This is a genomic window from Geomonas silvestris, from assembly GCF_014193515.1.
GTDB classification, from domain to species: Bacteria; Desulfobacterota; Desulfuromonadia; order Geobacterales; family Geobacteraceae; genus Geomonas; species Geomonas silvestris.
In genome coordinates, this window is sequence record NZ_BLXX01000005.1 from 1 (window position 1) to 13296 (window position 13296).

At 57.1% G+C, this 13296-nt stretch carries 13 protein-coding genes; 4 read left to right on the forward strand and 9 right to left on the reverse strand.

Annotation, left to right across the window (positions count from 1 at the left end; all coding sequences use genetic code 11):
• From GMST_RS22580 to GMST_RS09570, 3 genes are all read left to right on the forward strand, one after another.
• Positions 1–99: IS3 family transposase (locus GMST_RS22580; protein ID WP_371873112.1), on the forward strand; the 99-nt coding region annotated here is incomplete at its 5' end.
• A gap of 262 nt (positions 100–361) precedes the next feature.
• Entirely contained in the window at positions 362–913 is a 552-nt protein-coding gene (locus tag GMST_RS09565) for a dihydrofolate reductase family protein (RefSeq protein WP_183354429.1), read from the forward strand.
• Between the two features lie 23 nt (positions 914–936).
• Positions 937–3168: a glycosyltransferase family 39 protein gene (locus GMST_RS09570; protein WP_183354430.1), complete on the forward strand. Its 2232-nt coding sequence runs from the start codon at positions 937–939 to the stop codon at positions 3166–3168.
• A 410-nt stretch (positions 3169–3578) separates the two neighbouring features.
• Here the strand turns inward: GMST_RS09570 and GMST_RS09575 are convergent, their stop codons facing one another.
• From GMST_RS09575 to GMST_RS09615, 9 genes are all read right to left on the reverse strand, one after another.
• Entirely contained in the window at positions 3579–3956 is a 378-nt protein-coding gene (locus GMST_RS09575; RefSeq protein ID WP_183354431.1) for a hypothetical protein, read from the reverse strand.
• Between the two features lie 9 nt (positions 3957–3965).
• Positions 3966–4301, reverse strand: coding sequence for a hypothetical protein (locus tag GMST_RS09580; RefSeq protein WP_183354432.1), 336 nt, complete (start codon positions 4299–4301; stop codon positions 3966–3968).
• A gap of 1069 nt (positions 4302–5370) precedes the next feature.
• Positions 5371–6015 carry a hypothetical protein gene (locus GMST_RS09585; protein ID WP_183354433.1) on the reverse strand — a complete coding sequence of 215 codons (645 nt, stop codon included), beginning with the start codon at positions 6013–6015 and terminating at the stop codon, positions 5371–5373.
• A 414-nt stretch (positions 6016–6429) separates the two neighbouring features.
• On the reverse strand, positions 6430–7140 hold the full coding sequence (locus GMST_RS09590) for an ABC transporter ATP-binding protein (protein WP_198424551.1): 711 nt from the start codon (positions 7138–7140) through the stop codon (positions 6430–6432).
• 2 nt (positions 7141–7142) lie between these two features.
• Entirely contained in the window at positions 7143–7910 is a 768-nt protein-coding gene (locus tag GMST_RS09595) for an ABC transporter ATP-binding protein (RefSeq protein ID WP_183354435.1), read from the reverse strand.
• A complete protein-coding gene (locus GMST_RS09600; RefSeq protein ID WP_183354436.1) occupies positions 7903–8898 on the reverse strand; it encodes a branched-chain amino acid ABC transporter permease in 996 nt (331 codons plus the stop codon). The genes GMST_RS09595 and GMST_RS09600 overlap by 8 nt, the downstream gene beginning before the upstream one ends.
• Positions 8899–8900: 2 nt before the next feature.
• Positions 8901–9785, reverse strand: a complete 885-nt coding sequence (locus GMST_RS09605) for a branched-chain amino acid ABC transporter permease (protein ID WP_198424548.1) — start codon at positions 9783–9785, stop codon at positions 8901–8903.
• Positions 9785–10915 (reverse strand): ABC transporter substrate-binding protein, encoded by a 1131-nt coding sequence (locus GMST_RS09610; protein WP_183354437.1) that lies wholly within the window; start codon positions 10913–10915, stop codon positions 9785–9787. Before GMST_RS09610 ends, GMST_RS09605 begins: the two co-directional genes overlap by 1 nt.
• A gap of 220 nt (positions 10916–11135) precedes the next feature.
• On the reverse strand, positions 11136–12581 hold the full coding sequence (locus GMST_RS09615) for a hypothetical protein (RefSeq protein ID WP_183354438.1): 1446 nt from the start codon (positions 12579–12581) through the stop codon (positions 11136–11138).
• 361 nt (positions 12582–12942) lie between these two features.
• On the opposite strand from GMST_RS09615, the gene GMST_RS09620 reads away from it, so the two are divergent.
• The gene (locus GMST_RS09620; RefSeq protein WP_183354439.1) at positions 12943–13293 is read left to right on the forward strand and encodes a GlpM family protein; all 351 of its coding nucleotides are present in this window, start codon (positions 12943–12945) and stop codon (positions 13291–13293) included.
• The last annotated feature ends 3 nt before the right edge of the window (positions 13294–13296 follow it).

The following is a 13296-nucleotide window of genomic DNA, read 5'->3' on the forward strand; positions in this document are numbered from 1 at the left end:
TTTGACTACATCGAGCGGTTCTACAACCGCAAACGGATTCATTCCTCGCTGGGGTATCGGACCCCGTTCGAGGTCGATCAACTCAACCTAGCCGCTTAACCGACTGTCCACGAAATCGGGGCAATTCCATCTCTTGATATGCCTGCGGAAGCTGGTGAAAGTCTGTGAGAGCCGATCAAGCTGACGGAATATGAACAAGGGCGAGATAAACCCAGAGAGTAGACATAAAGCGCGCCAACGAGAGGCGGGTGAAGCGGGCTCCGCAGTTTCTGGAAGTAGGCAGAAACCGATGAAAATGTGTTTACTCCGCCGTTCACCCTGAGGCAAAACCCCTAGAACTTTATGAGAGGTAACCGGAGGCATGAAGACCCAGTACTACACGGCATCCAGTCTTGATGGATTTATCGCCACCGAGGATGACTCCTTGGATTGGCTGTTTCCCCTTGCGGATCTGAATGACTCCAGCTACCCAGAATTCATTGCTGAGGTCGGCGCACTGACAATGGGGGCAGCCACCTACGAGTGGATCCTCCGCAATTCCGACAAGGTTGCTGCCGAGACCGGATCCCCGTGGCCGTACACTCAGCCTGTCTGGGTATTCACCAATCGCGTACTTCCGACAATAGAAGGTGCAGAGATCAGATTCGTGAAAGGCGATGTGCGACGGGTTCACAATGAGATGGTCGTGGCCGCAGGGACAAAGAACATCTGGATTGTGGGGGGTGGGGATTTGGCGGGGCAGTTTTATGATGCAGGACTTCTAGATGAGCTCATCATCCAAATCGGTTCAGTTACCTTAGGCAGCGGCAAACAACTTTTCCCACGCCGAGTTCTAAGCCCAACCCTAAGCCTTCTTTCAGTTCGGCACATGGGGGCCGGCATGGTTGAACTAAGGTATGGAGTACGTTCTTAGCGATTTAACGGGAGCTCGTTTAGATGATATTGTGCATTGTGATTACCGCTGTAATGGCCGTATCGAACTATTACTTCTTGTCCAAGGTCAGCTCTGAAAGTGCACTGAATCGTGTATTGGTTGGGTTCGGCATGCTCTGCTCCCAGATCATCCTGTCAGAGCTCACCCTGGGACTCCTCGGCGTCCTTCATGCGTCCTACCTGGCGGCCGTCAACTTAGCAATCTGCCTTGCCTTGTTCATAGTCGCCTACCGGAAGACCAACAGGGATTTCAAAACCGTGCTAGATGCGGACCTCGGGTCTTTGAAGCGTGCAGTTGCGGACGCGCTGGACGCTCCCACTGTGTGCCTGGGTATCCTTGTCGCATTCGCCTATTCCTGGGTGCTGGTCGCCGCGTATTACCTGCCCCCCCGGGGCATTGACGACTTTGCCTACCACCTCCCCACCATTTTCGAATACATCAAATCGCATGAAATAAGACTTTTGCCGGTCGCGTTGAGGACGCATTTTGCCTTCCCGCAAAATGCGGAGCTGTTGTTCATGTGGCTCGCGGTCTTTTCCAAAAGCCAGCGCATGCTCAGCGGCCTCAATGTCGTGTTCGTTTTCGCTTCTATCGCGACGTTGTATGCGCTGATTCGCCATTTCGGCATCTCCAGCAAGAACGCCCTCTTCGCGGCACTGCTCTATGCCTTGTGCCCTGTCGTTATCATGCAGGCGGGGGGGAATTATATCGACGTTATTGTAGCGTTGTTCCTGATGATGGGAATTTACTTCGCTATTCTGTTTCATACCAACCAGAAGGTCATCTATCTGCTGGCGACGGGAATGACAATCGGGCTTATGTGCGGCATGAAATACACCTGCCTCGCGTTTGCCATCCCTTTCCAGGTCCTCATCATCCCGGGGCTATGGAAGTCGAGGCCCAGATATCTGATCGGCTATCTGTTCAGCATCCTCATACTGTGCGGTTGGTGGTACCTCAGAAACTTCGTGGTATTGGGAGATCCGACCTATCCCCTCAACCTCTTCAAACTCCCTTCGGGCCCGCCTGCAGGGGTGAGCGTTGCCACTAACATCGCGGGTAATCTTGACGGCTGGTGGCTCAAGTATCCGCTCTATGACATGGGGGTGGGGAGTTACGATGGTGGTTTCGGTCTGGTTTTTTGGGGAATCGGAATTTCGTCCTGGGTGTACGTCACGGGACGAGGGTTACTGCATCCCGGCAGGGTAGGTGTGGCGAAATGGACCGTACTTGGATTCCTGCCTGCCGGGTTTTTCCTGATGCTGACGGTCCCCGTCGGGGATGCTGCCGTAACCGGCAGATTTGGGCTGATCGCGGTTGCCGTGGCCCTTTTCGCACTGTGCGAATTACTGGTGGTACTCAATGACCGCGCCTACGAGTACCTGGTAAAGTCAGCCTGCATAATCTTGTCCTTTGTCACCGTGCCTCTCATGTCCGTTTCGGAAAGTCCGAGCTACCGGCTTGGTACCGTCCTTACCGACCGAATCAACTTCAAGCATCCGTCGGAGTTCAAATACCTGAAGGACTCCCACGTGATGATCAGACGCTTGGTCGATGTATGGGCACCGCTGGATTTTATCACACGTGAAGGCCGAGGGTTGAATTGCTACCTCGCCTCAGACGCGCCGATTTTTATGTCCGCACCGGTTTTCGGAAGCAAATTGCAGAATCGCGTCGTGAACCTGTCCAATACCAAAGAGCCGGTCGATGCGTTTGTCTACACCTATCTCATCAAAGACGGCATGAAAAACCATGATGCCATGAAGGTTGACCCGTCCACCACGGTTTTAGATATCATGTCGAGCGATGATTTTATCGTGGTTACCAATTCCAGGATCATGCTTAACGGAGCGGGTGCAGGAACCAGTCTGATGTTGCATAAGAACATCTTCTCCAGGCCTGAAACTCTTCAGTTGTTGAGAAAATACTATCACAGCGCCTGGCCTTTGGCGGCTGCCGCGGCTCAACGGATCAATCCGGCCTTGGAGGAAAATATACCGGTTGTTACTTCGAGTGAGATCGGGTACGGGGTACGCTGCATCGACATGCTCGCCGGCAGAAAGGACCGCATGGTAATGACTCCGGAAGATACTGAAGAGTTGGTGGTTGGCAGGAAGGGTTTGCAAAGGTGCTACACGATCGGCAAGGCGTTGCAGGGGTTCCAGCACCGGCAGATTGCCAGCGTGTACTATAATAAATCGGACGTAACTATCTATCTCAACTGGAAACGGTAACCTATGGTGATAAAAGATACAGAAAAACTAAACCATATACTGATAATGACAATCCTCGGTGTCTGCACAACGGTGCATTGGATATTTATCGACGACGTTTACACCCAGGCGCTGGCTCAGATGTATTCCTTTTTCAAGAGTATTCTTCAGTAGGTAGGATTTGCGGTTCTTCTGTAGTAGTGGGGCCAGGTATAGGTACTGTTACAGGCAAATCCTCCCTGTCCACCTTTCGCAAAGGGGGGACGTGAGGCCGCCAGCAGATACCCCTGTGTGACCCTCGGCAAATTTTCCCCTCGGGTCGTGGGGCGGTTTTACCTCAAAGGTCTCTTCTGCTGGTCCCCTCGTGCCGAGTGTTGGTCGGCCTCCCTGGAAGAATGTGGCTCCAATTGGTAAGTGTTCCCAAAGCCGCTTCATTCGCCCGACGATGCTTCACCGCTGCCGGAAGCCAGGCTGGTAAATAAGTCGATACGCCCGCTCTTGTCGAATCGAACCACGTGGACGTAGTCTACGCTCGCCTCACCACCCCTGTCCCCCAAGATGATGATAGCTCTTACTTTGGATGCTACATACCAGAATTCCGTTTCATCGAGGGAGCACCTGTCAGGCTCGCCCAATTCAAGCAGGACCTCTTCCCGCGAGGTACCTATCTTGAGCACTGAAGGCGCCTGCGTCCCGGTGTTCTGTCTCGAATATCCTTGGTAGTAGTTGGTCGGAATGATCAGGCAACCAGACAACAGCAAGCATGCCAGCAATGCCAGTTCCGCAGGCCACATCAGACGCTTTTCCAAGGCCAACTCCTATCGCACCGAAACCATGCGATGTTTTTGCAGGAGCCCGTTATTGTCGAAGACGAAGACAAGGCTGTACTTGATATTGCTCCAGCGGACCATCCGGTCCATGAGGAAGTACCCGTCCGCATCCTCACCGATGCGATAGGTGAGAATCCTGCCGGATTCGAAACTGGAGGACGGCTCTCCCAGTTTCATCAGCACTGCTTCGCGAGATACTCCAGGCAACGTGACATCGGTGAGGAGGTTTCGATCTCCGGGAAGGCGGGGAAAGGATGCGCAGGAAAAAAGAGCCAGGCTGGTTATTGCCAACCCAGAAATGGTGCGGATGCTTTTCTGTCTCATTGTCTGCTCCTATGATGACATAGCGCACTCATCAGAACTCTAACAGAGCCGCGTCTGCAGTCAATCTTTGAGTGAGGAAGGCTTTTCGCTGGATAGCTAGCTGAAGCAGTCGAGGGGACGCTGGTAACTTTTGTAACTCATTTGGAGAGATGACTAGAACGTTATGTAAATTACCAGCGTCCCTCCGATCGCACTGGGGGACGCGAGAGGGACGTTGTAGTTTAGTCGCGTCTCGGACTGTCCACAAAACCGCGAGAGATCCAGATCACTATGCGAGAAAAAATAATTTGGATCACGGCGCTTGTACGTTTGATCGGCGTTCTGATGCTAGGCGGGCTGGTTGTCGATATGTTTATCCCTCAAAGGATATATCTGGAGGCGGTTAATTGGAAAATCTGTGATTAAAAGGTGGATAACAGGTTTTCCGTCGAAAAATGATGAATTCCGCGGAGAATTTTGTTTTATTGGCGAGACCACCTGCAGTTGCCCAGGAAACTTTTTTCTTGGAAAGAATCATGATGGATTTTCGAAAATAAAAAATCTTTCTCGTAAATTCCTCATGGTGTGCCGGAAATCAGCGTGGTTTTGGAAAACAAAAAATATTTTCTCCGAAATCGTCGTGGTTTTCTCCAAATCTTTGATGAATTTCGAAAAAATATTTTTTCCTGTCCGAAATCCTCTTCGTTCCGGAAAAATATAAAAAGTTTTCCGGAAACCGGAGGTGCTTTTCAAAATTCGGTTGTGATCCGGCTGAAATTGTCACTGTTTTTCCCCAACTAAAAGTTTTCCGGCAAAACTTTTAAAAACTCGGGAAAATTTATTGGTTTCCGGAAAAATCGAAACGATTCCGGCAAAAGGAATGTAAAACCTGAAGAATTTACTTTTTTTCTGAAGAAAGTCTTAGCGGTCTTGGCTGAAAACAATTTTTTCTGCAGGGATTTCGAAAAAAGGTGGGAGATGAGCTTTAGGAAGGGGGAACGCTTGCGTTTCTGCCTAGTGTTCAGGGACGGGAACGGACGGCCGGCTTTAACCGGACCGTCCGTAGGAGGCGAGGTCAGGAAAAACAAACTTAGAGGAGAATTATGCTGACCGGCTTGCACCAGCGGCCGACGGCTCCATTTTCATGGTAGCGTGCTCTCACGTAGATCCTTTTGGTGGGCACACCACCCCGAACCTCGGTGCGGGACCTATTGAACGTCCCATCGCCGATCCGCTGCCAGGACTGCTCGTCTTCGGGAGTCTCGGTCCACATGTATTCCACGATAGCACCGGCTTTCGCAAGTTTTGCCGAGATGACGTAGGCCCCTTCGACCCCCTCCATGTGTTTCAACGTAATCTCCGGCATCAGATCCAGAAGATTCACCCTCACTTTCACGCCGTTTTGCTGCTTGAAGTCGTAGCCCGCGTTGTTGAGGATGCTGGCATCCTGCCGGAAGACCGAAAACCTGATGACATGGTCGGCGTTGAAATCCAGAGCCTGTACCACCTGTGGCATGAGTATGTTCAACAGGTCGATATTGCCGCTATCACGCGCGGCAGCCATTTTTGCAGCAAACTCCTTAAGCTTTGGCGATAGAGTGACATACTCCGCAACCGGCCCCTGAAAGGCGATGTGCACCTCAGCTTTCTCTGCTACGTGGTCCGTGGTGAAGATGAGGTCATTCACCCCTTGGCTACGATAGCCACGATCGTAGGGATCTTTTACACTTGCCATGTTTCCTCCCCAACAACGCAAAAATGATATAACGTGAGTGGATTCTAACCTGTGTGGGTGCCCTGTCAACTGCGGCGTTCAAACAAAAGAACAACCGGCGCAAAAAAAAACGGGGTTGGGGAAATGGTCTCCGGGCACGAAGTCTTGGCCGCGCTGGTCGCACACCATGAACCGTGCACATGCCGGGAGGTTGTTGTTGCAGTACCTGGGCTTCTCCCGAGTTTCCCGATGCACCATAAAAAAAGGCCTCGGCATGTGCCGGGGCCTTTTTTTTGTGGTGGCTCTGGTCGCCTCCGGCCGGAGGACGTTGACCTGCCTGTTCGATCTTCCTTTTACGCACATCGTTGTTGCTTGCCGAGCCTTGACCCTTGGGAAACTACCTGCCTCCCGGACCGACTGGCAGAGCCGACGTCGCTACTGGTGCCCCAGGTAGGCTTCCTTTACGCGCGGGTCGTGGGCCAGATCCTTCGAGGTACCCTCGAGGACGATGTTCCCGGTTTCCAGGACGTAGCCGCGATGCGCTATCTTTAAAGCCATGTTGGCGTTCTGCTCGACCAGGAGGATGGTGGTCCCCTTGGTGGCGTTGATCTCCTTGATGACCCGGAAGACTTCTTTTACGAAGAGCGGAGAAAGACCCATGGAAGGCTCGTCCAAGAGCATGACGCGGCAGTCGGTCATCATGGCCCGGCCGAGGGCAAGCATCTGCTGCTCGCCGCCGCTTAAGGTGCCGGCTAACTGGGTCTTGCGCTCCTCCAACCGGGGGAAGATCCGGTACACCTCTTGGCGCAGGTCGGGGATGGCACTCTTCCTCTTGTTGGCCCAGGTGCCGAGCTTCAGGTTTTCCTGCACGGTGAGGCTCGGAAAGACCCCCCTCCCTTCGGGGACGTGGGCGATCCCTAGCGAGACGACGCCGTGCACCGGCACCTGGGTGATGCTCTTGCCCTGAAAGAGGATATCTCCCCCCTGGATGGGGAGCAGGCGGGAAATCGCCCTAAGCGCTGTGGTCTTCCCGGCGCCGTTGGCTCCCAGAAGGGAGACGATCTCCCCTTCCTCTATGCGCAGATCGATCCCCTCTAGCGCCTTGATGGCGCCGTAGGAAACGCTCAGCCCTTTGATCTCCAGAATACTCACAGCCCATCCTCCTCGTCGCCCAGATAGGCCTTGATCACCACCGGATCGCCGGTAACCTCGTGCGGGTCGCCTGCCGCTATGGTCCTGCCGAAATCCATGACCTGGACGCGGTTGCAGAGCTTCAAGACCACGGGCATGTGGTGCTCGATCAGGAGGATGGACAGGTCGAACTCCCGGTGGATGTCGCGGATGAGCCCGATGAGCCCCTCGACCTCGGTGGGGTTCATGCCGGCGGCCGGCTCGTCCAGTAACAGGACGCGCGGGTTGGTCGCCAGGGCACGCGCGATCTCCAGCCGGCGCTGTTCGCCGTAGGGGAGGTTCTCGGCGAGTTCGTTCCGTCGCTCGGCAAGCCCGAAGCGCTCCAGGAACGCCAGGCTCTCCTTGCAAACTTCCCGCTCACGGCTCTTGAAGAGGGGGAGATGGAAGACGGCATCCCAGAAACCGTGCCCCATGCGCTGGTGGAACGCCGTGATGATGTTGTCCCAGACGGTCATCTTGCCGAACAGGCGGATGTTCTGGAAGGTGCGGGCGATGCCGCGGCGGGAGATCACGTCGGAGGTGAGCCCTGAGAGATCCTGTCCGTCGAGCAGAATGCGCCCCTGGTCGGGCCGGTAGATGCCGGTGATCAGGTTGAAGGCCGTGGTCTTCCCCGCGCCGTTGGGACCGATGATCCCCTGGATGTCGCCTGTCTCCAGGTGCAGGGAGAGGTCGTCGACCGCCGTCAGACCGCCAAAGGACCTGGTGAGGTTCTCGATCTTAAGCATCGCCGCCCTCCGCCTGTTTCCGGTCCGGCAAGAGCCAGCGCCACTCGCGGTTGCCCATGAGCCCGTACTGACGGGTCAGCATGATGAGCACGAGGATCAGGGGGCTTATCAGCATGCGCAGGTCGGCAAGCTGCGGCGCGACCATGCCGAGGACGTTGCGCAAAAGCTCCATGAGCACGGTGTAGGCGACGACGCCCAGGATGGAACCGGAGAGGCTCCCCATGCCGCCCAGGTAGAGCATGACCAGGATGTCGGTGGTCTTTAAGTAGTCGAAGCTCTTCGGGGTGATGAACTGCTGGTACTGCGCGTAGAGCCCGCCTGCCAGGCCCGCGAAGGCGGCGGCGATGGTGAAGGCGAGGTTCTTCACCTTGTTCACGTCGATCCCGATCAGCTCGCCGGCGATGGCGTTCTCGCGGATGCAGAGCCACATCCGGCCGTAGACCGAATCCACCAGGTTGCGCAGGATCCAGTAGGTGATAACCGTGCAGACCGCCACCGTCACCAGGTTGGTCCCCTTGGGAATCGCGGTGAGCCCGCGGGGGCCGCCCAGGTAGTCGATGTTCTGGATGGCGTTCACGATGATCATGTTGAAGCCCAGCGTGATGATGGCGAGGTAATCCCCGACGGTCTTGAAGGTGACCCGCCCGACCAGGTAGCCGATGACTCCCGCCGCGACCACGCCGCCTAAAAGGGAGAGCGGCAGGCGCACCAGGGCCGGCAGCGGGATCTTCAGCGCGATGAGGGCGGCGACGTAGGCCCCCACGGCCATGAAACCGGCGTGCCCCAGGGCGAACTCGCCCAGGTAGCCGTTCACCAGGTTGAGGCTCGCCACCAGGATGATGTTGATCCCGATCACGGTGAGGATGTGCAGGTAGTAGTTGTTGAAGAGGCCGACGTTCCCCAGAAACTGCACCAGCGTCGCGACGAGTATCGTGGCGATGGCGATGTTGCGGAAACGGACCAGCGTTTTTCCTTGTTGATCTGCCATGTTCATACCTTTTTCAGCTCGGCCCTTCCCATGATCCCGTTGGGTCGAATCAGAAGGAGGATGATCAGCAGGCCAAAAGCGATGCCGTTTTTCAGGTTGGAGGAAAGGTAGGCGACGGTGAGTACCTCGACCCCCGCCAACAGGAAGGAGCCGATGACCGCCCCCTCGATGGAGCCGATGCCGCCGATGACCGCCGCGATGAACGCCTTCCAGCCGAGGTCAATCCCCATGTAGGGGTCGATGGAGTAGGCCTGGCCGAAGAAGATGCCGCCGGCTGCGGCGAGGGCCGAGCCGACGGCGAAGGTGGTGGCGATGATGAGGTTGAGGTTCACCCCCATGAGCTGCACCGCGTCCCGGTTGTCGGCGACCGCCCGCATGGCCGTGCCGATCAGGGTCCGGTTCACGAAGACCCAGAGGATCACCATGAGCGCGAGGGAGATGAGGATGACCAGAATCTTGTCCTCGGTGATCACCACGCCGCCGCCAAGCTTCAGCACCTTGTTGGGGAGCTGGGCCGGGATCTGGCGGGCCTGGGGCCCGACCAGGATGCGCACCAGGTTCTCCAGGAAGATGCCGACGCCCAAGGCGGTGATGACGAGCGACATCCGCTGGGCGTTTCTGAGCTTGCGGTAGGCGACGCGCTCGATCATGACCCCGATCATGGCGGTTATAAACATGGCCAGCGGGATCATGACCGCCACGGGGAGCCCGGGGATCACGGACACCAGGAGAAAGCCTACGAAACCACCGAGCATGAAGATGTCGCCGTGGGCGAAGTTGATCAGCCGGATGGTCCCGTAGACCATGGTGTAGCCCAGCGCAATGAGGGCGTAGACCGCCCCCAGTTGCGCGGCATTTAACAGTTGCTGTATGGCAGTAGCGATCACTAATTCACCGCGCTGTCGAAGACGAACTTGCCGTTGTCGATACGGATCATCACGGCACCCTTGACCGGGTCACCGGAGCCGTTGAAGGTGATGGCGCCGGTGGCACCGTCGAAGTCCTTGGTGTTGGCGATGGCGTCCCTGATGGCCTTCGGGTCGAGCTTGCCGGCCTTCTCTATGGCCTTCACGAGGATGTACACCGAGTCGTAGGTGAGGGCGGCGGCCGCATCCACCTGGGTGTTGAACTTCTTCGTGTAGTTGGCGATGAAGGTCTTGGAGGCCGGGCGGTCGACGTCCGGGGAGTAGTGGTTCGAGAAGAAGGAGCCTTCCATGTCCTTGCCGCCCATCTTGATCAGCTCCTGGTTATCCCAGCCGTCGGAACCGATGAACTTGCAGGTCATGCCGAGCTTGCGGGCCTGCTGCACCTGCAGCGGCACGTCGTTGAAGTAGTTGGGCAGGAAGAGCACGTCCGGGGAGGCGCCCTTGATCTTGCTCAGCTGGGCGGAGAAGTCCTTGTCGTTCGTGTTGTAGGTTTCAAAACCGACGATCTTGCCGCCGGCCTTGGTGAACTCGTCACGGAACACCTCGGCGATCCCCTTGTTGTAATCGCTCGCCACGTCGTAGAGGACGGCCGCGGTCTGGGCCTTCATCTTGCCGCGGGCAAACCCTGCCACTGCTTTCCCCTGGAACGGGTCGATGAAGCAGGCGCGGAACACGAATTTCTTGTCCTTGGTCACGTTGGGGTTGGTGGACCAGGGGGAGATCTGGGGAACGCCTGCCGCCTCGGCGATGGGAGCGCCGGCGTTGGAGCACTTGCTGGACTGCGAACCGATGATCGCCACGACCTTGTCCTGGTTGATCATCTTCTGGAAGACGGTGGCAGCCGATTCCGGCTTGTTCTCGTCATCCTCGATGATGAAGGTGACCTTCTGCTTCTTTCCGCCGATGTCGATCCCGCCCTTGGCGTTGATCTCCTCCTGTGCCAGGAGGACCGCATTCTTGGTGGACTGACCCAGGGCGGCGATGTCGCCGGAGATGGGTGCCGAGACCCCGATCTTCACACCATTTTGCTGACAGCCGGTAAGAGATGCCAGAACCAACAACCCCGAAAGTAACCATGCCGATTTTTTCATAGACCCTCCCTTAGTATCCTACATAACACGTTTGCCAGCCGAAAAGGAGCAAAGCCGTCCACTTGAGAGATCGCAAGCGAAAGGCCGATACAATGCGCGCCATCCTCAATACCACAGCTTATGCGCCAAATAAAGTTCTAACTGTCATGAGGAGCTGCGACTGATGGCAAGAGAGCGCTAACGGGGAAAATTTGCGGGACCAGAACAACGGGGGACGCTACTATTGCTGCGGGCGCTGGAAAAGGACACAGTCGGCATCCCCGTAGATCTTCTTCCAGCCGTGGTGGGCGACGTACCAGGCGGCCGGGGTGCTCGGCGGGGTGAGCACCAGGGTGTGGGGGTACTCTTCGAGGTAGCGGTTGCCCCGGGTCCAACCTTCCATGAAGGCAAAGTAGGCTTCTCCCACCTCGCGCGGGTACACCGTCTCGTACCTGCCGTCCATCGCCACCCGACACTGCCCCGGCAATTCCCACATCAGGTACTCTCCCCAGCTGAACTCGGGCAAGATGTTCCCCTTGATCCCTTTTGACTTCAGGTACTGAACTGCACCGACGGGATAGTTCTGCTCGGAGTCGTTGCTGCGCAAGACCAGGCTGAAAGGGTGGGCGCCCCAGAAGGAACGGCAGCCGTGAACCAGCAACGCCGCGAAAACCAGGGTGACCAGGTAGCGCGCCCAGTTCCGTGCCGCTGCCGGCTTTTTGGCGAAGTAGTCCTCCCCCAGGCCGAGGGTGACGTAGGAGGGTGCCAGCACCCCCATCGCCAGGAAGAAGAGGCTTTGGTGGCGCACGTGCCCGAAGGCAAGGTAGGCCGTGACGCCCAGCACCATGGCGTCCAGGAGCGATTTTTTACGGGCGGAGAGGAGCATCATCAAGGCGATGACGGCCAGCAGGAGGAAAAAGACGGCATTGGCGTGGTAGTCGCCGGCCCCGATGGCGGTCGTAAAGGACTGCCACTCGTCGATCTGCGGGCGCGGCATGGTGAGAGCGTCGGCGAGATAGGTCCAGTAGTGGTAGCCGTACGGGTTCACCAGCGTTGCCAGGGAAGCGAGCACCCCCGCCTGGAGGTACGGCACGACATCGCGCCGCTCCAGGAGAGCGCCGGCCGCGTAGATCCCGATGATCCCGAGGCCGGAGACGAATCCCCCGTGAAAGTTGGCCCACAGCACGAAGAGGGGGGCCAAAAACCAGAGCACGCGGCGGTTCCCGTCCCGACGGTGGGTTTCCAGGATCAGCAGGGTGAGCGGGAAAAAGAGGTAGGTGAAAACCTGGGCGCGCACCGGAGAGTACGAGAACCCGAAGTGGGGACTGATCAACAGCAGGGAGCCCAGGATGGCCCAACCCGCCCCGCCGCGCGTGCGCGCCGCGGCCCAGACCGCCGCAACCGTGGCGACAACCAGCGCGTATTTGAGAAGCTGCATCCCGGCAGCGCCGGCAACATGGTACACGGGGTAGAACAGCACGCCGGTGAGCCACTCGTGATAGACCCACAGCGGCTTGGTCGGCAGGTACGAGAAGGTGTCGTGCCAGGGAAAGCCGGGCTGGGTCCAGAACAGCCGGCCAAAGGAGAGGTACCCCCAGAGATCGGGGTCCGCGAGGGTAGTTGCCGAACGCGCCAGGATGATGGCCAGGGTTCCCAGCAGCGCCAGGATGAAGAGCCAGCGTGGCATGGAAGCCTGGAGAGCCTTGTCTGCTTGTCCGGCTGCGGTGTTCACGGGTATTCCAATCTCCAAAGCTCGTTGGCAGTACCTTTTCCCCTGTACCACGTTTCACTGTCAGGGAGAATAAGGCAGCTGGCTTATAGCATAGATCTATTTTAAAGTCTTCTTATTCCGGTGCGGCCGGCGAGCATGATGAGAGGAACTAGTGGCATTGCTGTCCGATGCTTGGTAGTGTGTGCTGGCAAAGATCCGCCGGCCAGCGTGCGTCAGCTGTGGCGGTTTTCCCCGGGATACAGTACGGCGGGTTTGTCCTGAGAATAAAGAAAGGCTTTCGGAACCCTAGCCGAAAGCCTCGTTGTTGGGGGGAGTCTTGATCTCTCTTATCGTCAAATGTCTCTTCGGAGCCGCCGCAGTGGTAGCGATCGCGCTGTTGTCGCGCTCCAAAAGCTTCTTCATCGCGGGGCTGGTGCCGCTCTTTCCCACCTTCTCACTGGTCGCCCACGTCGTCGTCGGCACCGAGCGCTCGGCCAAGGACCTGCAGGTCACCGCCCTCTTCGGCCTCTATTCCCTCGCGCCCTACATCCTCTATCTCCTGACCGTGTACTTGCTCTGCACCAGGTTCCCGCTGGCGGCTACGCTGACCCTGGCAACCCTGGTCTGGGTGGTCGCGGCCGGCATCCTGCTCGTCATCTGGACCAGGTTCTATTCGGGCGTACTCTGAGCC